Annotated in this window: 21 protein-coding genes; 10 read left to right on the plus strand and 11 right to left on the minus strand. The window is 69.6% G+C overall.

The genetic code is table 11. From position 1 onward, the window contains the following. Window positions 1-17: 17 nt before the first annotated feature. Window positions 18-755 carry a GntR family transcriptional regulator gene (locus ACQP0P_RS15880; protein ID WP_433376952.1) on the plus strand — a complete coding sequence of 246 codons (738 nt, stop codon included), beginning with the start codon at window positions 18-20 and terminating at the stop codon, window positions 753-755. A 250-nt stretch (window positions 756-1,005) separates the two neighbouring features. Here the strand turns inward: ACQP0P_RS15880 and ACQP0P_RS15885 are convergent, their stop codons facing one another. Next, on the minus strand, window positions 1,006-1,485 hold the full coding sequence (locus tag ACQP0P_RS15885; protein WP_433376955.1) for an N-acetyltransferase family protein: 480 nt from the start codon (window positions 1,483-1,485) through the stop codon (window positions 1,006-1,008). Next, the gene (locus ACQP0P_RS15890; protein ID WP_433376958.1) at window positions 1,475-1,933 is read right to left on the minus strand and encodes a rhodanese-like domain-containing protein; all 459 of its coding nucleotides are present in this window, start codon (window positions 1,931-1,933) and stop codon (window positions 1,475-1,477) included. The genes ACQP0P_RS15885 and ACQP0P_RS15890 overlap by 11 nt, the downstream gene beginning before the upstream one ends. Window positions 1,934-2,004: 71 nt before the next feature. Here ACQP0P_RS15890 and ACQP0P_RS15895 point away from each other — a divergent pair, with 71 nt between their 5' ends. After that, window positions 2,005-3,003 (plus strand): helix-turn-helix domain-containing protein, encoded by a 999-nt coding sequence (locus tag ACQP0P_RS15895; RefSeq protein WP_433376961.1) that lies wholly within the window; start codon window positions 2,005-2,007, stop codon window positions 3,001-3,003. On the opposite strand, the gene ACQP0P_RS15900 is transcribed toward ACQP0P_RS15895, so the two are convergent. The 3 genes from ACQP0P_RS15900 to ACQP0P_RS15910 form a co-directional block, all read right to left on the minus strand. Next, the gene (locus ACQP0P_RS15900) at window positions 2,981-4,210 is read right to left on the minus strand and encodes an MDR family MFS transporter (protein ID WP_433376965.1); all 1,230 of its coding nucleotides are present in this window, start codon (window positions 4,208-4,210) and stop codon (window positions 2,981-2,983) included. The genes ACQP0P_RS15895 and ACQP0P_RS15900 overlap by 23 nt on opposite strands. Further along, window positions 4,207-5,715, minus strand: a complete 1,509-nt coding sequence (locus tag ACQP0P_RS15905; RefSeq protein ID WP_433376968.1) for a pyridoxal phosphate-dependent decarboxylase family protein — start codon at window positions 5,713-5,715, stop codon at window positions 4,207-4,209. Before ACQP0P_RS15905 ends, ACQP0P_RS15900 begins: the two co-directional genes overlap by 4 nt. A gap of 433 nt (window positions 5,716-6,148) precedes the next feature. Beyond that, window positions 6,149-6,481, minus strand: a complete 333-nt coding sequence (locus ACQP0P_RS15910) for a hypothetical protein (RefSeq protein ID WP_433376971.1) — start codon at window positions 6,479-6,481, stop codon at window positions 6,149-6,151. Window positions 6,482-6,679: 198 nt separating this feature from the next. On the opposite strand from ACQP0P_RS15910, the gene ACQP0P_RS15915 reads away from it, so the two are divergent. Together ACQP0P_RS15915 and ACQP0P_RS15920 are read left to right on the plus strand one after the other, a co-directional pair. Further along, window positions 6,680-7,417: a GntR family transcriptional regulator gene (locus tag ACQP0P_RS15915; RefSeq protein ID WP_433376973.1), complete on the plus strand. Its 738-nt coding sequence runs from the start codon at window positions 6,680-6,682 to the stop codon at window positions 7,415-7,417. 163 nt (window positions 7,418-7,580) lie between these two features. Next, entirely contained in the window at window positions 7,581-9,029 is a 1,449-nt protein-coding gene (locus ACQP0P_RS15920) for a hypothetical protein (protein WP_433376976.1), read from the plus strand. Between the two features lie 310 nt (window positions 9,030-9,339). Here ACQP0P_RS15920 and ACQP0P_RS15925 read toward each other — a convergent pair whose 3' ends face one another. From ACQP0P_RS15925 to ACQP0P_RS15940, 4 genes are all read right to left on the minus strand, one after another. Next, window positions 9,340-10,158: an HPP family protein gene (locus ACQP0P_RS15925; RefSeq protein WP_433376979.1), complete on the minus strand. Its 819-nt coding sequence runs from the start codon at window positions 10,156-10,158 to the stop codon at window positions 9,340-9,342. A 257-nt stretch (window positions 10,159-10,415) separates the two neighbouring features. Continuing rightward, window positions 10,416-11,234 carry a hypothetical protein gene (locus ACQP0P_RS15930; protein WP_433376982.1) on the minus strand — a complete coding sequence of 273 codons (819 nt, stop codon included), beginning with the start codon at window positions 11,232-11,234 and terminating at the stop codon, window positions 10,416-10,418. A 245-nt stretch (window positions 11,235-11,479) separates the two neighbouring features. Continuing rightward, window positions 11,480-14,812, minus strand: a complete 3,333-nt coding sequence (locus ACQP0P_RS15935) for a P-loop NTPase fold protein (protein ID WP_433376984.1) — start codon at window positions 14,810-14,812, stop codon at window positions 11,480-11,482. Window positions 14,813-15,468: 656 nt separating this feature from the next. Beyond that, entirely contained in the window at window positions 15,469-16,371 is a 903-nt protein-coding gene (locus ACQP0P_RS15940) for a bifunctional helix-turn-helix transcriptional regulator/GNAT family N-acetyltransferase (protein ID WP_433376987.1), read from the minus strand. A 161-nt stretch (window positions 16,372-16,532) separates the two neighbouring features. Here ACQP0P_RS15940 and ACQP0P_RS15945 point away from each other — a divergent pair, with 161 nt between their 5' ends. Together ACQP0P_RS15945 and ACQP0P_RS15950 are read left to right on the plus strand one after the other, a co-directional pair. Further along, window positions 16,533-17,480: a lactonase family protein gene (locus ACQP0P_RS15945; RefSeq protein WP_433376990.1), complete on the plus strand. Its 948-nt coding sequence runs from the start codon at window positions 16,533-16,535 to the stop codon at window positions 17,478-17,480. 316 nt (window positions 17,481-17,796) lie between these two features. After that, the gene (locus tag ACQP0P_RS15950) at window positions 17,797-18,822 is read left to right on the plus strand and encodes a 6-phosphofructokinase (RefSeq protein WP_433376993.1); all 1,026 of its coding nucleotides are present in this window, start codon (window positions 17,797-17,799) and stop codon (window positions 18,820-18,822) included. 154 nt (window positions 18,823-18,976) lie between these two features. Here the strand turns inward: ACQP0P_RS15950 and ACQP0P_RS15955 are convergent, their stop codons facing one another. After that, window positions 18,977-19,834: an MHYT domain-containing protein gene (locus ACQP0P_RS15955; RefSeq protein ID WP_433376996.1), complete on the minus strand. Its 858-nt coding sequence runs from the start codon at window positions 19,832-19,834 to the stop codon at window positions 18,977-18,979. A 77-nt stretch (window positions 19,835-19,911) separates the two neighbouring features. Here ACQP0P_RS15955 and macS point away from each other — a divergent pair, with 77 nt between their 5' ends. The 3 genes from macS to thiI all read left to right on the plus strand — a co-directional run bounded on the left by macS (window position 19,912) and on the right by thiI (window position 23,049). Beyond that, complete coding sequence (gene macS, locus ACQP0P_RS15960) at window positions 19,912-21,021, plus strand: MacS family sensor histidine kinase (RefSeq protein ID WP_433376999.1); 1,110 nt, start codon at window positions 19,912-19,914, stop codon at window positions 21,019-21,021. 79 nt (window positions 21,022-21,100) lie between these two features. Next, window positions 21,101-21,730, plus strand: a complete 630-nt coding sequence (locus ACQP0P_RS15965; RefSeq protein ID WP_433381902.1) for a response regulator — start codon at window positions 21,101-21,103, stop codon at window positions 21,728-21,730. Window positions 21,731-21,846: 116 nt separating this feature from the next. Continuing rightward, on the plus strand, window positions 21,847-23,049 hold the full coding sequence (gene thiI / locus ACQP0P_RS15970; RefSeq protein ID WP_350924371.1) for a tRNA uracil 4-sulfurtransferase ThiI: 1,203 nt from the start codon (window positions 21,847-21,849) through the stop codon (window positions 23,047-23,049). Between the two features lie 61 nt (window positions 23,050-23,110). Here the strand turns inward: thiI and aroF are convergent, their stop codons facing one another. Beyond that, window positions 23,111-24,148, minus strand: a complete 1,038-nt coding sequence (gene aroF / locus ACQP0P_RS15975; RefSeq protein ID WP_433377003.1) for a 3-deoxy-7-phosphoheptulonate synthase — start codon at window positions 24,146-24,148, stop codon at window positions 23,111-23,113. 343 nt (window positions 24,149-24,491) lie between these two features. On the opposite strand from aroF, the gene ACQP0P_RS15980 reads away from it, so the two are divergent. After that, a complete protein-coding gene (locus ACQP0P_RS15980; protein ID WP_433377006.1) occupies window positions 24,492-25,112 on the plus strand; it encodes a molybdopterin-dependent oxidoreductase in 621 nt (206 codons plus the stop codon). The last annotated feature ends 4 nt before the right edge of the window (window positions 25,113-25,116 follow it).

A 25,116-nucleotide genomic window follows, 5' to 3' on the forward strand; every position in this document is an offset into this window, starting at 1 on the left:
AGAACAGGAGGGTCGCGATGGCTGACAACCCGCGGGCAATGGCTCCGTACCGGCGGATCGCCGCTCAGATCAGGGCCAGGATCGAGAGCGGGGAGATCCGGCCAGGTGACCGGATTCCGTCGGTACGAGAGATCATGCGCGATGAGGGAGTGTCCACCGCGACCGCCACCCGGGTCGCGGCCGTGCTGAGGGCGGAGGGCTACGCGGAGTCGGTGCCGGGAGTCGGAACCCTGGCCGGCCTGCCGAAGAAGATCACGGCGGGTTCCGATCGCCTGCGAATGCTGAGGGCGACCGGGAGCGGATATCGCTCAGGCGAGCGGGCCGAGATGCTGAGCGCCGGATTCGTCCCGGCACCCGAGGAGATCGCGGATGCGCTGGGAGTCGAGACCGGGGCCTTTGTCGTTCGGCGGCGCCGTGCGTACCACGACGACAGGGGTGTCGTCGTGGTGTCCACCTCGTGGCTTCCCGGTGAGCTGGGCGAGGCGGCAGCCGAACTGCTGGTCGCGGAGCCGCTCCCTCAGATGACCTTCGGGCTGGTCGAGGAGCGGACCGGCCGAAGGGCCGTCCGGCGCCGCGACGTCGTCGCCATCAAGCCGGTTCCCGAGGACATCGCCTCGGTGCTCGGCATGCGGAACGGCCTGCCGACGCTGACCATGACCAACTTCTATTGGGACCAGCACGGTGACGTGACCGAGTACGCGGTGGATTTCCTCGCTCCCGGGCGCGAACTCTCGGCCGACTACGACCTGGGGTAGCCACTCTCTCCATCACCGAGGTGATCTCGGTGACTTCGAAGCAGCAGGTGGCGCTGTAAGCGCACCTGGTCGAGGTGAGGGGGCAGGAGTTGGAAGCCGCAGGCCTCGGCGCGGATGGTGGAGCGCTCGGCGGCCGCATGAACGGCCCCTTTCATCATCTGGTGATCACTGTCCACCGGAATCGGACGATCAGCCCCACCGAATTCCCGCCCGGCCCGGGATGTGCACCAGATTGCCGAAGCGGCGGATATCAGGTTTCGAGGGTATAGCGGATCTTGTGCGCGCCGCGTGCGCCGGATCTGTCGTAGAACCGGATGGCATCGGTGTTCCAGAAGGGAGTTTGCCACTGGATCTGTTGCACGCCGATTTGTCGCGCGATGCCACACAGGTGTGCCAGCAATTCGGTTCCGAGACCGCGCCCACGGTAGTCATCGGTGAGGAACACGCAGTCCAGGTGGACGAATTCCGCTGCCTGCCACGTGGAAAATTCGAGCGTGTAGGAAAGGTAGCCCACGAGTTCGTCCGCCACGCATACGACCAGGCACCACAGCCGGGCGTGCGGCGCGAACAATGCCGGCCGCAGGCGGTCGGCAAGGTCGTGGGGCGGCGGCGGCGCGTGCTCGAACTCGGCGTGTGCCGCACACAGCAGAGCCAACTGCGCGAGGTCTTCCGGCTGGACCGGACGGATCGAGTATGCCTCGGTCGCGGTCGGAGGCCTGTCAGCAGCCACAGTCGACGGTGGAGACCGGTGCGGTCAGTGGATCCGCGGGCTGGGCGAGCAGACCGGTCGCGGTTTGCACGGTAAAGCCCTCACGTACCCAGTATTCGTAGCCGCCGATCATTTCCTTGACCCGGTATCCGAGGCGGGCGAACGCGAGGGCCGCGCGGGTCGCGCCGTTGCAGCCCGGTCCCCAGCAATAGGTGACCACCATCGCGTCCGTCCTGATCAGCCCGAGGGCGCGATCGGCGATCTGGTCGGTGGGCAGGTGCACAGCGCCAGGAACGTGTCCTTGGTTCCAGGACACCTCGCTCCGCGAATCGACCACGATCAGGCCTTCGACCGCGGCATGCAGGTCGGCGTGCACGTCACTGACATCGGCTTCGAAGGTGAGGCGGGCGGTGAAATGGGAGACCGCGTCGACAGATGCGGCCGGGGCAGTGGAGAGAACAGCGCTCATGTGATCAATGGTGCTGGTGGCGGCCCATCGGAACCAGTGGCGTAAACGCCATCGTCCGATAATATCTCGCCATGACCTCACTGTCGTTGCGCACACCTCTCGGTCCCCGGGTGTCCGTGCTGCTCTACGAGGGAATGTCCGCCTTCGAGATGGGCATCGTCACCGAGGTCTTCGGGTTGCCCCGCCCGGAACTCGACGTCGACTGGTACCGGTTGGCGATCTGTTCCGAGCGCCCCGGCCCGGTGCCGATCGTCGGCGGCGCCACCATCCACGCCAACGGTGGACTCGACGTCTTCGCCTCCGCCCAGACCGTCATCGTGCCAGGGGTCAGTGACGTCCACACCGACTGCTCGCCGGATGTGATCGCCGCGCTGCGCCTGGCGCGGCAACGAGGCTCTCGAGTGGTCTCGATCTGCTCGGGCGCTTTCGCGCTGGCGGCGGCCGGCCTGCTCGACGGCCGCCGGGCCACCACACACTGGCAGTACGCCGGGCTGCTGGCACAACGCTTCCCTTTGGTCGAGGTCGATGCCGATGTGCTCTACATCGACGGCACCGACGTGTTGACCAGCGCCGGCAGCGCCGCCGGTCTGGACCTGTGCATTCACCTGGTGCGCAAGGACTTCGGGCCCACCATCGCTAACGCGGTGGCCCGGCGCCTGGTCATCGCCCCGCATCGGGAAGGTGGCCAGGCCCAGTTCATCGAAGCGCCGGTGGTAGGCGACTCGGAGGACGACCGCGTCACGCAGAGCATGCAGTGGGCGCTGGCCCACCTCGCCGAGCCGATCACCGTCGCGTCGCTCGCGAGACATGCCCACATGTCCGCACGAACCTATCTGCGTCATTTCGCTCGGTCCACCGGCAGCAGCCCGATCCGGTGGCTGATCACCCAGCGGGTGCACGCCAGCCTGTCATTGCTGGAGAAAACCGACCTCCCGGTGGAGGCGATCGCGGCCACCGTCGGCTTTGAGAGCGTGGTGACCTATCGGCACCACTTCGGACGGACGACGCGCACCTCACCGTCGGCGTACCGGCGCGCCTTCCGCCCGGTCACAGCCCCGGCGAATGCGTGAGCTCGGCGGGTACCGCCGGTCTTGCCCGTGCGCCCAGGATCAGCAGGGCGGCCACGATCGAGATCGCGACGCACACCGTCCAGTGCCCAGCAGGGGTGGCCGCGTAGAGCAACCCGCCTGCCGCGGGCCCGGCGGTCTGGGCGATGGTAACGGCCATGCCCTCGGCACCCTGGTACCTGCCGCGCAGGTGCGCGGGTGCGAGCGTTCCAGGGTAGGTGGTGGCGACCGGGGTGTAGATGATCTCGCCGAATGTCCACACGACGACGGTGAGTACCAGCGGCAGTTCGGTGCTGGCCAGCCCGGTGCCGGCGACACCGATGCCGGTCACGAGTATGCCGAATGCGATGACGTGACGAGCCGATCGGCGTTCGACGAACTTCGTCAGGGGAAGTTCGAACAATATACAGAGGGCCGCGTTGAGCCCGAGCAGCAGACCGTAGAAGGAGTTGCTCAAGTGCGCATCCTTGATGTGCAAAGGCAGTGTCATGGTGGTCTGCACGTAGACGAACGTCGCAGCGATCATTGACAGCACATACAGGCGCAGCGCGGGATCGGCGAACACCGCGCGGTAGCCGGCCTTGGTCGCCGGAGCATCCGCCACGGGTGCTACCGGTTCGGGCTTGACGTCGGGCAGCATGACCAGCACCAGCACGCCGAACAGCACGCAAGCGATCGCGTCTCCTGCGAACAGGTACCAGTAGGACAGTGCGCTGAGAACACCGCCGATCGCGGGGCCGATCGCCATGCCGAGGTTGATCGCCAGTCTCAGCAAGGCGAACGCGGTCAGGCGCTGCGCGGCCGGGACAGCATCGACCAGGACAGCTCCGGCCGCGGGCCGGTAGAGCTGAGCGAAGAAGCCGACCAGCACCGCCAGCGCGATCGTCAGGTGGACATTCGAGCTCGCCGGCAACAGAACAGTGAACAGAGCCGCGCCGAACATCGACACGGCCATGGCGCTCCGTCGACCGAACCGGTCAGCAATCGAGCCCCCCACGACATTGCCGATGAAACCGCCCAGGCCCGTTGCGCCAAGGGCCACACCGGCAAGGAACGCCGAGTGGCCCTTACTGGTGAGATACAGAACCAGGAACACGTTCAGAAAGTTGCCGAGCTTGTTGATGAACATGCCGCCGCAGATCACCCATACCGCGCGCGGCAGCATGGCCACCCTGCGCAGCAGTGGCAGGTCATCATAATTCGCCGTCATCGTGACGTCTCGTCATCGCGAGATGTCATCGCGGTCCGCGCCGCGTTGAGGGCGGACACCACCGATTCGATGTCCCGGGCGGTCGTACGATGGCTCGTCACGCAGAGTCGCACGGCGGCGCGGCCGTCGAGAAGTACCGGACTGACCCAGGCCAGCCCGCTTCGCACGACATGGTCGGCGACCGCGGTGTGCCACGCCCTGCTGGTTTCCTGTCCCAAGGCATCCACTTCGCGGTCCACGACACAGACCACGGGCAGCGGGGTGTCGTTGATCCGATGCCAACCGTTCTCGTCGAGTCGCCGCGCGAGCAGAACTCCCAGTGCGACATCGCGTTCCAGTTGCTCGGCGAACGCCGGTTGCCCCGCGGCGGCCAGGGCCAGGAAGACCTTCAAGCCGATGTGTCGGCGGGACCATTGCACGCTCGTGGTGTACGGGTCGGCAACTCCTTCCGTGCCGGCGGGCATGTACGCGGTGGCCACCCGGAAGCTGTTCGCCAAGGCTTCCACATGAGGGGTGAGGAACATGCCGGCCCCCATCGGCGCGGACAGCCATTTGTGCGCGTCAACAGTGACGCTGTCAGCGGCATGCACCCCGGCCAGTAGCGGGCGCAGCCGATCGGACAGCGCGATCGCGCCGCCCCACGCTGCGTCCACATGGAAATGCAGACCCCGCTCCGATGCCACGTCAGCCAGTTCCGCCAGCGGGTCCAGCGCGCCACCGCCCGTCGTGCCGGCGGTACCGACCAGCAGGAAGGGCACCTTGCCCGCGGCCAGATCCTCGTCGTGTAACCGGCGGAACCGGTCGAGGTCCATCCGGTGCGACGCATCGACCGGGACCAACCGGACCGCCTGCCGTCCGAGACCGGCCAGGTGCGCGATCTTCAGCCACGCCAGGTGGCTTTCCGCCGAGGCATAGAACACCGGTCGGCCAGGTAGCCCGACGAGGCCGGTGTCCGGATAGGACTTGAAGCGGCGGGTCAACGCGACGATCACTGCGGTCAGGTTCGCCTCCGCGCCACCCACTGTGAAGCTTCCCTCCGCGGTCACCGGCATCCCGAGCCGGGCACCAAAGAAGCGCAACACGTGCCGCTCCATCTCCACGGCGGCCGGAGCGTGGCTGCGCGCCGCGAGTTGCGGGTTGACGCCGGCGGCGAGGAGTTCACCGACCACTCCCCACCAGGTGGGGGTCGGGTTGAACAGGCCGAAGTAGCGCGGATGCGTGGTGTGCACCGTCCAGTTCCGCAGCCCGGCCATCACCTCGGACAGCACCTCGGCAGCCGGCCGCGCAGTTCGGAAGTCGAACCCGGCCAACCAGTCGCGGATAGGTCCATCGGCGGGCTCTCGCGGAGCCACCGGCCCGTCAACGACCTTCTCGGCGTGCTCGACAAGCAGACTGGACGCCGCGGCGAGCAGCCGGGCCCCCTCCTCGGCACCCACATCCAATGGGCCACGTCGATCCAACCTGGACAAGGCGGATGCATCCGTCTGAAACGCGACGTCGGGCATGTGGCATCTCATTCATCGTTCGACTGGCAACTGCGGGACGGAGCCAGCATCAACGCGTGGGTGATGCCCGGCCAGTGGCGGCAACGCCAAGATGCGCCAACTTTGCGCCACTCTCCATCTCCATCGTGATCACGGCCGACGACGCCCGTGATCACGCTGACAGCCCCGTCCGAACCTGATCGAGCTGACATAGCTGGAGACCGGGTCATCGAAGGTCACCCGCTTCGATGTACGGACGCCCGTGGGTGTCTCGGGTGGGATGCCGCGTTCGCACAGTTTGTTCAGCACGGTGATGTGGTCGGCGCCCAGGTGTTGGCCGACTACCGCGGCTCCCTGTGGTTCTGAGCTTGAGGGAAGTGGCGACCGGCTCCCGGCATGGCGCCGGGAGCCGGATGCTCGTGCGCCAGGTTCGGGGACGCGACCGGCCTGAGAACTACGAGGTGGGCTGCTGTGTGCCGCCGTTGCCGAACCAGACGAGGTCGGAGTGGAGGCGGCGGGCGGCGCTGCGGGGGCTGGTCCACAGGCCGAAGCCGCGGCCGTTCGTGCCGACGGTCGTCGCGGTGCCGCCCGGCAGTGCCAGCCCGTAGGCCACCACCTCCGGGTGGCTCCCCTCGTTCTCGGTGAAGTCCTGGACCAGGACGAACATCCGGGGGAGGTCGCCGGTCAGCGTGTAGGCACGCTCCAGAGCCACCTCCTGCGGATGGTGCTCGCCGAAGTCCGGGTCGTGGCAGGCGGATGGTTGACCGAGGTCGGAGCGGTGTTCCATGACGGGTTCTCTCTTCCTGCTGATGCCGCTGAAAGGCGATTTCGGCCGGTCTCGTGTCGGCTCGCTGGGACGACCGCCCCTCGGCGCCAAAAGACGAATTGCTCCTTCTGTTCTCCGGCCCGCCTCAGCTCTATAGTGTTCTAGAGCACCAGTGAAGTCAACGGCTGATTTAGAGTGCACTAGAACAGGAGGGTCGCGATGGCTGACAACCCGCGGGCAATGGCTCCGTACCGGCGGATCGCCGCTCAGATCAGGGCCAGGATCGAGAGCGGGGAGATCCGGCCAGGTGACCGGATTCCGTCGGTACGAGAGATCATGCGCGATGAGGGAGTGTCCACCGCGACCGCCACCCGGGTCGCGGCCGTGCTGAGGGCGGAGGGCTACGCGGAGTCGGTGCCGGGAGTCGGAACCCTGGCCGGCCTGCCGAAGAAGATCACGGCGGGTTCCGATCGCCTGCGAATGCTGAGGGCGACCGGGAGCGGATATCGCTCAGGCGAGCGGGCCGAGATGCTGAGCGCCGGATTCGTCCCGGCACCCGAGGAGATCGCGGATGCGCTGGGAGTCGAGACCGGGGCCTTTGTCGTTCGGCGGCGCCGTGCGTACCACGACGACAGGGGTGTCGTCGTGGTGTCCACCTCGTGGCTTCCCGGTGAGCTGGGCGAGGCGGCAGCCGAACTGCTGGTCGCGGAGCCGCTCCCTCAGATGACCTTCGGGCTGGTCGAGGAGCGGACCGGCCGAAGGGCCGTCCGGCGCCGCGACGTCGTCGCCATCAAGCCGGTTCCCGAGGACATCGCCTCGGTGCTCGGCATGCGGAACGGCCTGCCGACGCTGACCATGACCAACTTCTATTGGGACCAGCAGGGCGACGTGACCGAGTACGCCGTGGACTTCCTCGCCCCTGAGCGCGAGCTCTCGGCCGACTACGACCTGGAGTAGTTCCTCTGACCTATCGGCCGGTGCTCATCGACCGGCTGGCAGCCGGGAGGTGGTGCACGGTTGGCGCAGCCGTGGAAAACGCCGCTCGTGCATGGATCGGGTAGTGCGCCGATCGCGATCGTGGCCGGATGCCAGTGGTTAACGCCCGGTAGTCTCCCGTTTTGTGCCCAAACGATCATTGATTCTCTGGGCGGCGGCGATCCTTACCGCCGCGACCCCCAGCATCTGTTTCTGGATCACAGAGATGCTGTTCGGCCCGGAGGGCGACGGCGGTGGCATCTGGGCGTCGTTCGGGTTTTGTGCGGGTCGCGAGGCCGACTTCGCACTGAACCGGATACTCGGCCCGCTGCGGGACTTTCCGCTCCTGTGGTTCGGGTCCGTGCCGCTGATTGTCCTTGCCTGGGGAGGCGTGGTTCTGAGTGAACGGGCCGGACACCCCGGGCTCGGCCGGATCCTGGGGCGCTCCGCCGCCGCGGTGATGATCGTCAGTCACCTCCCGTCCCCGCTGCTGTTCGTGCTCGACATGTCCGCCGGTGCCGGATGCGCGGACAGCTGGGAGCCACTGGAACTGACCGGTTGGGGTATCGCGATGGACCTCTACCATCTCGTCCCCGCGGTTCTCGTGCTCCTCGCGGTGCGCACCCCGGGACTCTCCCGGAGAGGCGCCCTCGCCCGTACGGCGATCGCGGTGTCGCTCGTGATCGTGATGCTTCTCACCGCCGGGGCCGACGCCGCGCGAGGGAGGGTTAGTGACGAGTCGGCGCTCGACTGCGCAGGGTTCGGCAACGGCACCGTGTCGGGGCTCGACGAAGACGAGAAGGGATTCCTCTGCGGGATACGGGACGACTCGTTCGGTAGGGGAGTGCCCCAGCTGGCGAACATGCCGGATCGCGAACTCCTCGCGTACGGCCGGCATCTGTGTGACCTGGCCGTAAGGAACGGAGGTGACGCCTACGCGCCCGCCGTGTCGGAAGCGATGGGTGAGGTGGACAGTCACCCGCTGGTGGGGGCACTGGAGAGGTCCTGCCCCAAGGTGGCCGAGGTGCAGAAGGAGAGAGGGTGGCAGAAGCAGGCGGAGATCGACGCCTATTACGCGGCGGCGGAGAGGAATTGCGCCGCCCATCCCCGGCACCGGCCGAGGATCAAGCCGGTGCGGCAGGTCCGCGAGACCATGTGGACGGAGTTCTGGGACATCCACGCCTGGGACGAGGAGAACGAGGGTGACGAGGTCGACGGCCGGGTCGCCGACCTGGTGGGAAGCGGACCCGGCGCGTTGCGCATCTGGGCGGCGGACGAGATCGGCCACGCGTGCGTGACGGGGGAGTCCTACCGGCGCCGTCCGCCGGTGGAGACCCGGGGCTGGGAGCAGGTCGTCGAGGTCGGTTACCAGAGCGGGGACGGGGTCCTGTCCATCGTGGACGGTGAGGGCGAGCGGCTTCCCGACCTCGCGGCCGGAGGCCCGGGAAACTATCGGGTCCGGGTCCACGTCCGGGGACGCAAGGCCGTGACGGAGAACATCGAGTCCCCTGACGGCACGGTCCAACTGATGATCATGGTGTTCCCCGGGAAGGAGAAGCGGTCCAGGATCTACCGCGACTACCCGTCGTCCTGAGCTCAGGGAGAGGGTGAGGTCGGCGATCTTGGGCGACCCGGTGGCTTCGCAGAACGGCGACGGCCTTGCACAGGTGGCCGGCCTCGCGATCAGGCGTGGTCGGCAGGGCACCGCCAGGGTAGAGGTCGTCTCGGGAGCCGATGAACTCGGCCTCGGTGGCCGGTCGACGGCCGCGGGCCCCTGCTCGGTGTGGGCACAGGCGGTGCGGCTGCCGTGCTGCCGTCTGCCGCGTACCAACGGGGTGAACGCGAGCCGGGCATGGCAACCGGTCACCGTGGCCTCCCGGGCGAAAGGGCGGAGCCGGTGGTCGTCACCACCAGTAGGTGGGGTAGCGCGGTGTCACTCCGCTACGTCCGACGATCATGCCGACGAGCACCAGGATGACGGTCGCGGCGATGAGTATCGGCAGGAACGGCACCAGGGGCTGCTGCTGGGCGACCACGACCGTCGCGGTGGCGGCGGCGGGCGAGTGCGGCGTACGCGTCAGGGCCGTGACCCCGAGGGCCAGGCCGCCGGCGACGGCGGCGGCCCAGATGGAAGAGCCGGCGACGGCCAGTACGGCGAATCCGGTGAGCGCCGCCAGCAGCTGACCGCCGATCACGCTTCGCGGTTGCGCCAGCGGCAGGGTCGGTGCGCCGAAGACCAGGGCGGCGCTGGCGACGAGCGGGGGTATCAGCCAGACCTGGTCCAGCACGGTACCGAACGCGACCAGGGTGACCAGGGCGATCGTGGCGCCCGCGGTGAAGACGGCGATGGCCGCCGTCTTCGGCCGGGCGGGTGCGCGGCTCCTGAGGCCCCGCCAGACGTCCGTCGCGGTGGTCTCGTCGTTCCCGCTCGTCGGCGAGAGGAAGGCCGTCTTCTCGTCGTCCTTGCCGAAGGCACCCGGGTACGCCACATGGGCGATCCGCGGGGGCCGCGACGGCTCCACCCGGGTCTCCGGATCCGGTGTGGCCTCGATGGGCCCCTTCAGGTGCGTCCTGCCTCCCGGCGAGATCTCCCTCGTGTCCCCGATGGCCTGCTGATCGAGCCGCGCGGTCGCCAGGACCTCTTCCGGTCCGGGCGCCTGCGGCAGGAACGGTGTCGTCCACCTGCGCATCCGGTCGGCCGGGAAGAAGTTGCGAACCCCCATGGAAAATCTCCTGCGATCTCGGTACCGATGGCCAAAAGTCGCAGAAGGTACTTGTGCCTTACTTGGAGGTCAGCGCAAGCGCCTGCCCACCGGGCGAACGTCGGCCGATGCGGGGGACTCAAGAGGCAGGCTCGGGCAAGGACAGCCGGCAGTAGACCTCCTCTGTCGGTGGAAGGGGAGCCGACGGGAGTTGGACATGACCGGACGGGACGAAGCCGAAACGCTCATAGAAGCGCCGGGCCCGGGTGTTTCCGAATTCAGGAGCAGTCGCCGTCCTGTAGCCGGTCCGGATGGGTTTCGGGCCGGAGCCTATGGCCATTGGCCAGGACGAAGGCGCGCCTGTACGAGAGCATGCCGGGTTTCGTGCCGCAGTGCAGCCCGGTGAGCTGGAACGGCCTTCCCCGGTCCTTGATCAGGATGCGTTTCTTCTCGTTGGCGATGAGGTAGTCCACCTGGAGGTAGAAGGTGGAGTGGTGACGTTTCTCGTTCAGCCGGACGATCAGCGTTTTCTGTTTGCCGTCGGGGAGCGAGATCACCTGCTTCTCGAAGTACGGCTCGCCCTCGGTTCCGTCACCGAACGGGTTCCCGTCCACCACCTCCCGGGCCACCGGGACGGGCTCGTGGAGGTTGATCACCATGCGGGCTATCGGCGTGCCCGCCTGCGACGGCACGCTGAACAAGGTGCCACCCAGCCCGGCCGATCTTTTGAGGATCACCGGCCGGATGTCGACGATCCGGATCTCTCTTTTCCGCCGCCCCTCGAAATTGATCCGCAGGGTGAGCTTGCCGAGATTGACGCCCCCCATCGCCCGCAGCCGATCGTTCAGTTCGGAGGACACCGCACCGTTCTGCCGATTCATGATTTTCAGCAGCGAGGCGTCCGGTAGCACGACGTCGGCGAAGGCCATGGATCTGCCCTCGTCCTCTCCGTAGATCGTCTCCACGTGATAGTCGAGGTCGTCGTCCCCTCTGATCTCCGTACGGACCCCGTCCTTCAGGGCGGCGTCATCGACCAGTTCGGGCCACAACCACCCCAGGCCGGCCAGCGCCACACCGCCGACGACCGTGGCGACCACGCCGCCGATCCAGACCGCCGGCTTGGCGTACCACTTTTCCCCTGTTTCCTCTTTGGGGGGATTCTCCCCTGTTGGGGCTGCCGGGCTTTTCGTGCGATTCCGGGTCGCCTTCTTCTTTCTCGCCATCACCCACCGCCCCTCGCCGGACGCGGCAGAGCGGCCCGGATCGGCTACGCCCGCAACGCTAGGTAGGTCGGCCGCAGCCCATCGCCAACATCATCAGACCGTTATCGGATATTCGGCGATCAAAGGAGATAGCGGGCCAGATCGGCGATGGGGTGGGGGCGGGAGAGCAGGTCGCGGAGGGAGTCCAGGTGGGGGGAGTCGTGGGTGGTGAGGCCGGTCTCGTGGACGATCCGCTCCCAGGCCGGATCGTCGCTCGCGGCGGCTTCCAGACGGCGCAGGATGCTCACCCCGTCGATCTCCCTGGCCAGCAGGGTCAGCAGGTGCGGCCACTGGACGGCCAGCGCGGCGAGCTTGGCGACCTCGCCGTCCGAGGCGGGGGCCGCCCCGGCGAGGGCGCGGCGGTAGGTCAGGAACGAGTAGAAGCGGAAGACGTTCACGTACCGCTTGATCTCACGCGGGTTGAAGAAGGTCAGCGCGGGGAGCACGAACTCGATCGCCAGGTAGGCGTTCTCGTCGCTGTAGAGGTCGTCGAAGACCCGGTCGGCGGCCTCGCGGGTCGCCGCGCACAGGCCGCCGACGGCGTCCGAGCACTCGATGCCCAGGGCGTCCTGGGCCAGCCGGGCCGCCTCGTCGAGCGTCGTCGTGGTCGGGCGCAGTGCCCAGATGGCGTCCTGCAACCGGCTCACCTGGACCGGGTCCGGCGGCTCGGCCGCCCACGAGCCCGGTGCCGGGTGCGATCCCGTCAGGTCCGTCGGTGGGGGCGGTCCCAGCGCCTCCACCGGCGCCCACAGTTCCAGTCTTCGCGCGCCCGGCATCTGCCGCCCCTGCACGGCCGCTCCCGACCGCGTGGCGGTGCCGGGCGAGCCCGGCGTGGCCGCGTCGTGCGGGAAGGGCCGTGCGGGAGGCAGGGGACCGCGCGAACGCGGTCCGGCCGGATCCGGGGGCGGGTCGAGCCGTTCCAGGGCGGCTGGGGGACCCGCCGGACGCGGTCCGGCCGGATTCGGTGTCCGTGTGGCGCCCGGGTCACCTGGTCGTACGGTCTCCGGGCCGGGGAGGCGGGTGGCCTCCGAGACGCCGAGCAGCGCCCGTACGAAGGCGGGCAGCCGGTCGGCGTCGTCCAGCAGTGGCACGCTCAGCGGTAGCTGCACGATCTTCTCCAGGAACCGCCAGCCCAGGCCGGACCGCCCGCCGGTGGGCAGCGTCCCGGCCAGTTCCGGGTAGGCGGCCTCGACGTGCGCGACGACCATCTCCGGCTCCATGGCCAGCACGAACACGCAGTTGGGGAACTCGCCGGCGAGGAACAGGTTGATCGCCTCGATGACCTGCGCCACCGTTCCGGACGAGCAGCGGTCCAGGTCGTCCACGAACACCGTCAGCGGGCGCTCCTCGGTGGCGACCAGGTCGAGAACCTGCCGCATGTCGGTCTGCACCAGGTGCAGGAAGCCGGTCTTGGACCGGTATCCGGGGGTGGTCGCGCCCTCGCCGCCCGCCCCGTCGGCCGCACCCGGGCCGAGCAGGTCGGGCTGGGTGACCAGGCCGCGGAACGCGTTGTCCGCCGACTCCCCGAAGAACCGGGCCAGCCGCAGCGCGCCCGCCCCCACCACGGCCGCCGCGCCCGCCGCGCCGACGGCCGCCGCGGCGTTCCCCAGCAGGGAGCCGAAGGCGGGCAGCAGCGCGGCGGCGGCCAGCAGCGCCCCGGTGAGGACGAGGGTGGCGACCAGGCCGAGGGCCACCGGCGCCAGGCGGGTCAGCGCCAGGTGGTAGGCGCGGCTGCGGACCGCCTCCCGGTCGATCCTGGACAGATTCAGCTCCAGCCAGAACCGCTCCCGCTCGGCGCGGGGCAGCCGCCGGGTGACCTGACTGATGATCTCGTGTGCCAGTCCGGCCCAGACCTGCTCACCGTTCTGGTACATCCACGGGTTGAACCAGACCGTGGGCCGCCAGTCCGCCCGCCGCAGCGGGAGCGGGAGCGGGTCCGGCTCCGCCCGCCCGGCGCTCCCCCTGGGGCGCCGGCCGGTCCTGGCCAGCACCTCGGCGTTGGTCAGCGCCCGCTCCGCGCGGGAGCCGGGCAGATGGATCGGGGCGGGATCGTCCCCGGCGGCCCCGGGGTCCAGCAGGTCCTGGATCATCCGCATCAGGGAGGTCTTGCCGGTGCCCCACGGCCCCTTGACGCCGATCGTCAGCGGGGGCCGGGTCTCGGGGTGGCGGACGAACGCGGCGATGGCCTCGGCGTAGACCCGGTGCCCGAGCTGGTCCTCGGTGGTCCACCGGTCGGCGGTGAGCCTGGCCCGGGGCCGTACCGTACGGAGCCCGGCCCGGTGGCGGCGGAGCAGCGCCGAGGTCTGCGCCCGCTCGGCCGCCGAGAGCCGCGAGTGGCCGAAGCTCCGCACGTCCGGATGGACGAACGTGGTCGTCTCGCCCAGCAGGCCCCACTGCCTGAGCTCGGCGGCGTCGCCGAGGATCTCGTCGATCGGCTCGCCCTCGTCGAGCAGGGCGGCCCTGCGCAGCAACTCCCTGGCCGGCTCGCTCAGGTGGAGTTCGTAGACCCGCCGGACGATCTCGATTCCGCAGCTGGGCGGGGCGTGATCGCCGAGTCGCGCCAGCGCGTGGGTGAAGGCGGCGTGTGGGGCGGCGGCGTCCCTCGCCGGGGTCAGGGCGACACCGGCGACGGCTCCGTAGGCGATCAGGATGGGGGTGCGGGCGGCCGAGACCGCCATGTAGCGGGCGAGCGCGTAGGCATGCAGGTCCCCGACGCTGATCGTCCCGTCCCCGTCGAGGTCGGCGGCCCGCGTCAGCAGGCCCTCCGCGATGACGTCGGTCAGCGTGCGCACCGGTCCGGGCACCGTCTCGTCGAGCCTCAGGGTGAGGGTCAGCGCCGCCGCCGCCACCCTCGGCTCCCCGGCTACGGCGAGCTGCCTGACCGGTTCGGCGGAGCCGTCAAGGGCGCTCCAGCCGAAGTCCACGATCAGCAGCACGGCGGCCGCCAGCGACTCGCCGACCTGCCGTCCGAACGTGCCGATCATCGATCCCAGCTGTCCCGAGGTCCAGCCGCCGTCGGCGGGCAGCCGGATCAGCAGCAGGTCCCCCTCCCGCGCCGAGCGCAGCAGGCTCCACACCCGCTCGCCGTCCGCGTTCGCCCCGCCGCTGGTCTCGGCGTCGACGGTGAACCCCTCGGCGCGCAGCGCGCTCGCCAGCCGTGCGTCCGGCCGCCCGGCACCCGGCCCCGCGGCGTGCGGATCGGTGGTGTGCGGCCCGGTGGTGGGGGTGCCGGGGGACGGCGTCGTGGCCCGGTCGTGTGGCCGGGCCGGGTGCGGGACAGGGGCCTGGAGCGGATCGGGGGCCGAGGGCGGGAGCGTGTCCGGCGGGGAGTCGAGGAAGACGAGAGCTCGGCGGGTGCCCACCCGGGGCGTGGTCTCGAAGACTGGATTCGCGAACGCGAGTCCCTCGCTCAACGGTCCTCCCGATCCGACGACGGTGAAGACTCCACTGTGGACGCGTCCGGCGGGACAGATGGCGATCTTGGTGATAGACCGACCTGGTTTGGCGGATGTTTGTCCTTCGGTTCGCGCAAAGTTTGCGCTCAAGGAGTCTCGGCGTTCATGTGAGCTCGATCGGCTTGCGGCGTACCGTGAGGGACGACGAGGAGGGGCCATGCTTCGCCGAACGTTTGTGCGCACCGGAGGTCTGACCGCCGGTGCGGTTCTCGCGGGCTCGCTCTGGCAGGGGGCGCGGGTGCCGTCGCCCCGAGCCTCAAGAGCCCCTACGGTCCGCTCGGCGAGCCCGACGCCAACGGGGTCGCGCTGCCCGAGGGGTTCACCAGCCGGATCGTCGCCCGTACCGGCAGCCGGATCGGCGGGCTGCGCTGGCACCCGGCGCCGGACGGCGGCGCGTGCTTCCCCGACGGTATGGCCGGAGAGCACCCGGCCGGGCCCGCCGCTCAGCGCGAGCACCCGGGTGCCGAGGCGGACGGCCTCGTCCACGCTGTGGGTGATGAAGACCACGGTCGTGCCGGCCCGCCGCCACAGCTCGCGGACCTCCTCCTGCACGCGCTCCCTGTGAAGCGGCGAACGGCTCGCCCATCAGGAGCGGCGCGGGGTCCGGGGCGAGATCAGAGGTCGCGGACCCAGATCTCGTCGACGATGTCGCCGTGCTGCTCCTTCTCGACGAGTTCGAAGCCCGCCGCCCGGTAGATGCGCCTGGCGCCCAGCAGCACGTCCCTGGTCCACAGCCTCATCCGCCGGTAGCCCGCGGCCCTGGCGAAGCGCACACACTCCCCCACGAGCAGGCTGCCGATGCCCATGCCCCGCGCGGACGGCTCGACCAGCAGCAACCGCAACTGGGCCGTCTCGTCGTCCTTGCGCACGCAGAAGACGCAGCCGGCCCGCTCGCCGTCCACCTCGGCGATCCAGCCCGCCTCGCGCGCCGGGTCGTGGTGGTCCACGTAGCCGGCCGCGACCTTGGCCACCAGCGCCTCGAAGTCCATGCCCCAGCCCTGCTCGGAGCTGTAGAGCGTGCCGTGCCGGTAGATCACCCAGCCGAGATCGCCCGGACGCAGCGGGCGCAGGACGTAAGGAGAGTCCGTCCTCGGCTTCCGGCCGAGGATCTCCTCGATGGCCGCCATGCTCGCGACCAGCCGCCCGCGGTCCTCGTCGGTCACCCCGGCCAGCAGTTCGCGCACCTCTTCGGCCGCGCGCCCGTCGAAGAGCGCGAACCTGGTCCGGCCCTCGTCGGTCAGCTCGACCACCTGCCGCCGCGCGTCGGTGGCGGACCGCTTCCGGACGACCAGCCCGTCGCCCTCGAACCCGGCGAGCATCCGGCTGAGATATCCGGCGTCGAGCCCGAGCAGCCGCCGCAGGTCGCCGGTCTCCATGCGGTCCGCCCGGTCCAGCTCGAACAGCACCCTCATCTCGGTGAGCGAGTAGGGAGTGTCCAGGATGCCCTGGTGGAGCACGCCGATGAGCCGGGTGTAGAAGCGGTTGAAGGCCCGGACCCTCGCCACGTGTCTCTCCATGCTTGACAGCATCAACGAATTCATTGACCGGGTCAACAAAATGGTGAGAGATCTTTGCGGGTGGGTAACTGTGAGATCACCGGCTAACTGCGCTAACTTCGCATTTTGCCTTAGAACGGACGATGAGCAGGGGCGGCGCGTGCCGTGCCCATGGCGGGAGCATGATGGCTGAGGTCGCGTACATCGGTGGGTACACCCCGGACACCGAAGGGGCCGGGCCGGGGATCACCCTGGTGGAGCTGGGAAGCCTCGCCCGGCTCGGCGCGACGCCCGCCTCCGGGCCGTCGTTCCTCGCCGTTCACCCCGTCCTCCCGGTTCTGTACGCGGTGGGGGAGGGCGAGCGCGGCACGGTCGGCGTCTTCGCCCGCGCCGGTGACGGCACGCTGAGCCCGCTCGCGCAGCGGCCCAGCGAGGGGTCGGCCCCCTGCCACCTGGCGGTGGACGCCACCGGCACGCGCCTGGCGGTGGCCAACTACGGCGACGGCACCCTCAGCGTGCACGGCATCGACGGATCCGGCCTGCTGACCGACACGTGGATCTTCCCCTACCGCGAGGGTGCCCACGCCCACCAGGCGGTCTTCGGCCCCGACGGCGTGCTGTACGTGAGCGACCTGGGTACCGACGAGATCCGTCGCTACCTGGTCGGCGACGAGGTGGTCCCGCACCCGGAAGGACCGGTCAGGCTCGCCCCCGGCATGGGCCCCCGGCACATGGCCATGGCGAACGGCCACTGGTACGTGGCGGGAGAGCTGGACGGCACCGTGCGCGCCTACGACGCCGAATGGCGTGAGATCCATGTCGCCCCGGCCAGCGGGAGCGGGGGACGGAACCAGCCCTCACACCTGGAGGTCCTGGGCGGGCTCGTCTACGTCGCCAACCGGGGTCCCGACACGATCTCGGTCTTCGCCGGCCCCGAGTTGAAGCCGGTCGCGGAGGTCGCCTGCGGCGGCGCCTGGCCGAGGCACTTCGCCATCGCCGACGGCCGTATGTACGTGGCCAACCAGCACTCGGACACCGTCGCCGTGCTCCCGCTGAAGGACGGCGTCCCGCGACCTGCGGGGGAGGTCTTCGCCGTCGGCACCCCGTCCTGCGTGCTGCCGCTGCCCTGAGCCGCCGATGAGAAGGGAGCCGGTGGTTCCGGGCGGGTACGACTCATGCGATGGCCAGGCCGCGGTGTCCTCTCCTGCATCTGCCCGTGACGTGCGCGACCCGCTCGGAGCCGGACCTCGTGCCCGGTGGAGGCACTCAAATGCTGTTTCTCCGTCGATCGCGGGGAGGTGACATATGGTGACTAGTTCTATTTGGTCTAGACCACTGGCGCATCTGACGGCAGAATGCGTTCCGTCGGTGGCGGAAATCCGTCGCCGATCGACCCATGCCCTTTAGTCTGATCATCTTGGCTCGGACTCATAACCGGAGGATGTCATGCGTATCGGAGTGCTCACCGGGGGCGGCGACTGCCCCGGCCTGAACGCCGTTATCCGCGCTGTCGTGCGTAAGGGAGTGGGCGTCCACGGGCATGAGTTCGTCGGGTTCCGCGACGGCTGGCGGGGTCCCCTTGAGGGCGAGACCATGCCGTTGGACATCGAGGCCGTGCGCGGCATCCTGCCGCGCGGCGGGACGATCCTGGGCTCGTCGCGGACCAACCCGATCAAGATCGACGGCGGCGTTGAGAAGATCAAGGAGAACCTCGCGAAGGGCGGGATCGACGCGCTGATCGCGATCGGCGGCGAGGACACCCTCGGTGTGGCCAAGCAGCTCTTCGACAAGGGGGTGAAGGTCGTCGGCGTGCCCAAGACGATCGACAACGACCTCAACGCCACCGACTACACCTTCGGCTTCGACACGGCGGTCAACATCGCCGTCGAGGCGATCGACCGCCTGCACACCACCGCCGAGTCCCACCACCGCGCGCTGATCTGCGAGGTCATGGGCCGACACGCGGGCTGGATCGCCCTGCACGCCGGCATGGCGGGCGGCGCCAACGTCATCCTCATCCCGGAGAAGCCCTTCGACATCGACCGGGTCTGCGCCTACGTCGAGTCCCGCTTCAAGACGAAGTACGCGCCGATAATCGTGGTCGCGGAGGGCGCGCACCCGGTCGAGGGCCAGATGACGCTGCAGGCGGGCGAGCTCGACGCCTTCGGCCACGTGAGGCTCGGCGGCATCGGCGAGAACCTTGCCAGCGAGATCGAGAAGCGCACCGGCAAGGAGGCCCGCACCACGGTGCTCGGCCACATCCAGCGTGGCGGCACCCCCACGGCCTTCGACCGGGTGCTGGCCACCAGGTTCGGCCTGCAGGCCATCGACGCGGTGCAGGACGGCGACTTCGGCAAGATGGTCGCCCTCCAGGGCACCGAGATCGTGCGGGTGGGTCTCGACGAGGCCACCAAGGAACTGAAGACCGTGCCGGCCGGCCGCTACGAGGAGGCCGAGGTCTTCTTCGGCTGAGCCGTCACCGCGGCCGCTCGCGGAGGGTGGCCGTTTGCAAGCGTTCTGCAAGTGTCCGGTCCTAGCCTCCTGACTGGGCGGCCGGCCGCCTGCGATTCCCCTCCATGTACGGCTTGCGCCCTGTCCAAGCGGCCCAGCGGGCGCAGGCCGTACATCATCGCTCTTGGGAGTCGAACAGAGACGGGCCCTTCGGCCCCTGAGCGGCGGGCGGGGTGACCGGCTCGTGCAGCCGGGCCTCGGCGCGGCGGTTCTCCAGCCTGGCCAGCAGGGTGGCGTCGTGGTCCAGTTCCGGCTGCGACGGTGACAGGATGACGGTGAGCAGCAGGCCGAGGGTCAGCAGGCCCAGCACGGCCAGCGTGGGCAGCATGAAGTCGATGCCCTTGGCCCCTCCGAGCGGCGCGGATGAGAGCCGGGGGTGCACCTCGAGCGCGAACATGCCGGTGTAGTGCATGCCGCAGACCGCCAGGGCCATGATCATCGCGGCGCCGCCGGTGGCGAGCACGCCGCTGATCCGCAGGCTGAACCAGAGCGCCACGATGGACGCGGCGATCGCGATCGCGACCGAGACCCCGACCAGCACCGGATCGAAGGAGAGGTGGGCCGGCATTCTCATCGCGAACATGCCGATGTAGTGCATGCCCGCCACGCCGAGACCGGTGAGCACGCCGCCGGAGACGAGTGGCACGAACCTCTCGCCCTGGTAGGAGACCAGGAACAGGCCCGCGCCCACGATGACGACGGCCAGGGCCGCCGAGCCGATCGTCAGCGGCACGTCGTAGCGGATCTGGCCACCGCCGATGGAGAAGCCCATCATGGCGACGAAGTGCATGACCCAGATGCCGGTGCCGCCGATGGACAGTGCCCCGCCCATCAGCCAGCGGACCCGTGCCGCCCCCGCCGCCTCGCGGGCTCTGGCGGTGAGCAGGAGGCCGAGCATGCATCCGACGCTCGACATGACGTAGGCCAGCACGGGGGTGAGCAGGCCGTAAGAAAAGTGATCTATGTGGGACATGTTCCAGTTTTTCGTGAGAGAGAAATCGGTGGATTATTGCAGTACGCCGCTTTCTTGTTGAGAGGTAGGGCTGGCGTGTGACGGGAATCGAGGGGCCGTTCTGGCGGGCGGTCGCGGTGTTCCGCGTCGCATCCCTTGGATACGCGGCGGTTCTGCTCATCCGCGCCGGGGGGTACGCCCACCCGGCGATCGGCTGGCTGGTGATCGGCGTCATGGCGCTGTGGACCGCGGGGGCGATCTTCGCCTACTCCGTCGAGGAACTCCGCGGCCGGCCGCTGCTCGCCGCCGACATGCTCGTGACCGTGGGCTGCCTGCTCGCCACCCCGGCGGTACAGGGCGCCTACCAGGAGGGCAGCCTGCCGATCACCGGCACCTGGATGGGCGGCGCGGTGCTCGCCTGGGGCGTGTACGGCGGGCGGCGGCTGGGGGCCGTGGCCGCGTTGATCGTCTCGCTGGCCGACCTGTGGCTGCACGGTGTCCCCGGAGGCGGCTTCGAGACGCTGCCGATCAACGGCACCGTCCTGCTCTTCCTCGCCGGGACCGTCGTCGGGCACGTCGCCCGGCTGGCCAAGAAGGCCGAGGAGCGCATGGAGCAGGCGATCGAACTTGAGGTCGCAGGGCGGGAGCGGGAGCGGCTCGCCCGGGGAATCCACGACTCGGTGCTCCAGGTGCTCGCGCTGGTTCAGCGGCGCGGGCAGGAGATCGGCGGTGAGGCGGCCGAACTGGGCAGGCTCGCGGGCGAGCAGGAGGCCGCCCTGCGCGAGTTGGTCAGGCTCAGGCCCGAGGCACCCGCCGCGGGCACCGCGGACCTGTGCGCCCTGCTGCACAGGTACGGCTCGGCCACGGTCACCGTCTCGGCCCCGGCGACCCCGTTGATCCTGCCCGCGGCCACCGCGGCGGAGATGGCCGCCGCGGTCGGGGCCGCCCTGGACAACGTCGCCCGCCACTGCGGGGCGCGGGCGCCCGCGTGGGTCTTCGCCGAGAGTGACGGCGGACTGGTCACCGTGACCGTCAGGGACGAGGGGCCGGGTATGGCCCCCGGACGCCTGGAGGAGGCCGCCGCCGACGGGCGGCTCGGCGTCGTGCAGTCCATCCGGGGCCGTGTCGCGGACCTCGGCGGCACGGTCAGTGTGATCTCCGCTCCCGGCCGGGGCACCGAGATCGAGATGTCGGTGCCGGCCGGCTAGACGCGACGGTGGGCGGGCCGGGCTGACCGACGGACGGACACCTCCGGAGGAACGGACCTAAGGTAGGCCAATGCGCGTGATGGTGGTGGACGACCACCCGATGTGGAGGGACGGGGTGGCCAGGGACCTGGCCGAGGCCGGATACGAGGTGGTGGCCGCGGTCGGGGAGGGGCGGCAGGCGGTCCGGGTGGCCGCGGCGGTCCGGCCCGAGCTGGTGGTGCTGGACCTGCGACTGCCCGACCTGCCGGGAGTCGAGGTGGCCAGGAGGCTGGCCACCTCGGAGCCGCCGCCCAGGGTGCTGGTGCTGTCGGCCAGCGGCGAGCAGGAGGACGTGCTGGAGGCCATCAAGGCGGGAGCCTCCGGATATCTGCTGAAATCCGCGAGCAAGGAGGAGTTCCTCGACGCGGTCCGGCGCACCGCGGAGGGCGACGCGGTTTTCACCCCCGGGCTGGCCGGGCTCGTGCTGGGGGAGTATCGGAGGCTGGCGGTCAGACCCGCGCCCGAGGCGACACCCCGCCTGACCGAGCGGGAGACCGAGGTGCTCCGCCTGGTCGCCAAGGGGTTGTCCTACAAGCAGATCGCCGAGCGTCTCGTGCTCTCCCACCGGACCGTGCAGAACCACGTCCAGAACACGCTGAACAAGCTCCAGCTCCACAATCGGGTGGAACTGGCCCGCTACGCCATCGAGCAGGGCCTCGACGAGTCGTAGTGCCGACTAAAGTAACAAGGTCGAGAGGTTGTCTTTGCGCGAACGCGCGAGAGACTTGACGAAGCCCTACCACGAAGCCCCGCATATCCCCTCGAAGCTCCACCGGAGGTTGCACCATGACCATGTCCGCCTTGGGCGAGCCCTGCGTTCTGCTCAAACTGGGCGAGGTCGTCCTCAAGGGCAACAACCGTGAGCTCTTCGAGCGGAGGTTGCAGGCCAACATCAAGGCCGCGCTGAAGGATGTCGGCGTCAAGGTCGACGTCCGGCAGCGCCACGGCGTCATCGCGCTCTTCCTGCCGGACGGCACCGAGGTCGAGGTCGCGGACACGGTCGCCGAGCGCGTCTCGTACGTTCCCGGGCTGGTCTGGATCCACCGTGCCTGGCGGGTGGCCAAGGATCCCTCGGCGATCACCAAGGCCGCCATCGAGCTGCTGGCCGACCGCGACGACGTCAGGCGCGGCGTCTCCTTCGCGGTCCGCTCCCGCCGCCGCGACAAGCGCTTCCCGCTCACCTCGATGCAGCTGGACCGCTCGGTCGGCGGCGAGCTCAACGACATCTACGGACTGCCGGTCGACCTGAAGCGCCCCGAGCTGGTGGTCTCCATCGAGGTCGACCGCGACGAGGCGTTCGTCTTCACCGGCGGGCTGCCGGGCCAGGGCGGGCTGCCGGTCGGCACCAGCGGCCGGGGCCTGGTCCTGATGTCCGGTGGCATCGACTCCCCGGTGGCCGCCTACCGGATGATGCGCCGCGGCCTGCGCGTCGACTTCCTGCACTTCTCCGGCATCCCCTTCACCACCTCCGAGTCCATCTACAAGGCGTACGCGCTGGTCAGGGCACTCGACAGGTTCCAGGGCGGGTCCCGGCTGTGGGTCGTCCCCTTCGGCAAGGCCCAGCAGTCCATCAAGGCCTCCGGCCAGGACCGCCTGGCGGTGATCACCCAGCGCCGTCTGATGCTGAAGACCGGTGAGGAGGTCGCCCGACGCCTGCGCGCCGGCGCCCTGGTCACCGGCGACTCCCTGGGCCAGGTCTCCTCGCAGACCCTGCAGAACATCACCGCCCAGGACGACGCGGTCGACATGCCGATCCTGCGTCCGCTCATCGGCCTCGACAAGACCGAGATCATGGCCGAGGCCCGCCGCATCGGAACCCTGGCGATCTCCGAACTGCCGGACGAGGACTGCTGCTCGCTGCTGGCCCCCCGCCGCGCCGAGACCGCCGCGAAGGTCGCCGACCTGAAGAAGATCGAGCGTCGTCTGGACGCCGAGGAGCTCGCCGTCCAGCTCGCCGGATCCCTGCAGGAGTACCGGCTCGACGCCTGAGATCGGATCACCCGGCCCCGAGGGCGTACCCGGGGCCGGGGGGCCGTGGCGAGCGGGTGGGTCAGGCGGGGGCCAGGGCGTCGACGGCCGCGACCTTGCCCAGCAGCGGCGGGAACCGCTCCATCACCCGGGCCAGCTCGTCCAGGTCGCTGTCGACCAGCGCCTGGGGGCCGTCGCAGAGGGCCTGGTCGGGGCGCGGGTGGACATCGATGATCACGCCGTCGGCGCCGACCGCGATGGCGGCGCGGGTGAGCGGCAGGACCAGGTCGCGGTGGCCACCGGAGTGGGACGGGTCGACGATGACCGGCAGGTGCGACAGCCGCTGGGCGAGCGGCACCGCGGAGACGTCCAGGGTGTTGCGGGTGGCGGTCTCGAAGGTGCGGATGCCACGCTCGCACAGCACGATGTCGAGGTTGCCGCGCTGGGCGATGTACTCGGCGGCCATCAGCCACTCCTCGATGGTGGCGCTCATCCCGCGCTTGAGCATCACCGGCTTGCCTGCGGCGCCGACGGCCTGGAGCAGCGCGAAGTTCTGCGCGTTGCGGGTGCCGACCTGGAGCATGTCGGCGTAGGAGGCCACCAGTTCCACGTCGGCCGCGTCGACGACCTCGGTGACGACCGGGAGCCCGGTCTGCTCGCGCACGTCGGCGAGGATGCGCAGGCCGGCCTCGCCGAGCCCCTGGAAGGCGTACGGGGAGGTGCGGGGCTTGTAGGCGCCGCCGCGCAGCAGGGTGGCTCCGGCCGCCGCGGCCATCCGGGCGGCCTGAAGGGTCTGATCGGGGGTCTCCACCGCGCACGGGCCGGCGATCAGGGTGACCGTGCCGGGACCGATCGGCACACCGCCGACGCGGACCGTGGACCGCTCGGGGTGGTTGTCGCGGCTCACCAGCTTGTACGGCGCGCTCACCCGTATCACGTCGGCCACTCCGGTCATGCTCCGCAGATCGAGGGTGGCGAACTGGGCGACATCGCCGACCAGGCCGATGATCGTGCGGCTCACGCCCCGGCTGACGAACGCCTCGCCGCCCGCCGCGCCGATGACCTCCACGATCGCCTCGACGTTCTGCTCCGTGGCGCCGGGTCCCATGACGATGACCATGTCTCTCCCTCTTCGACGGCTCCGGCCGGTTCCGGCCGGCTCCGAGGTCTGTGGTGTGTTCGATGAAGGCCGGGAAAAGCAGAAGGCCCCGAGTCCGAAACCGGACCCGGGGCCTTCTGTTCGCCAGGCTGTCAGCGCAGCATCTGGTGGCGAACGGTCCGACTCACGGGTCCGTCGCCATAAAAAAACCAGAACGCTGCACGCATAGTGGGAAATGATAGCGCACGGTCAGAGCACTCCCGTCCAACCAGGCGGAAGAACGCTATTCGGTAGCCGCTGAGGCGGCGGAAAGTCCGCGATGGCAGGATTACCACGTGCCGTAGGGGAAACGGCGGAGGGAGTGATGGTGGAGCAGTCCGAACCTTCGTGGGAGGAGCCTCGCCTGCCTCCGGGCCAGTACGTCCCCCGGGGCCGACCGGTGATCCATTACGGCCGGGTGCCCCGGTTCCGCCCGGAGACCTGGCAACTGCACGTCATGGGGGCGACGGCCTCGGGTGAGCAGCACCGTTTCACCTGGCCCGAGTTCTCCGCGCTGCCGCGTACCACGGTGGTGGCCGACTTCCACTGCGTCACCAAGTTCTCGATCATGGGTAACGAGTGGGGCGGGGTGGCCGCGGCGACGCTGATGGAGGTCGCCCCGCCCGCGCCCGGTGTGAAGCACGTGATGATCTGGGGCGAGTACGGCTACAGCGCCAACGTGCGGATGGGCGACTTCGACCGCGCACAGACGATGCTCGCGCTGGAGCTGGACGAGAAGCCCATCGCCCTGGAACGCGGGTTCCCGGTGCGGATGATCGTCCCGCACCTGTACGCGTGGAAGAGCGTCAAGTGGGTGCGCGCCGTGGAGTACCTGCTGGAGGACAGGCGCGGCTTCTGGGAGGAGCGCGGCTATCACAACATCGCCGACCCCTGGCGTGAGCAGCGCTACTCCTATCAGGAGGAAGCGGGCGAAGGCCCGCCCTGATCGG

The sequence above is a fragment of the Streptosporangium sp. CA-115845 genome (assembly GCF_050943795.1).
GTDB lineage: Bacteria > Actinomycetota > Actinomycetes > Streptosporangiales > Streptosporangiaceae > Streptosporangium.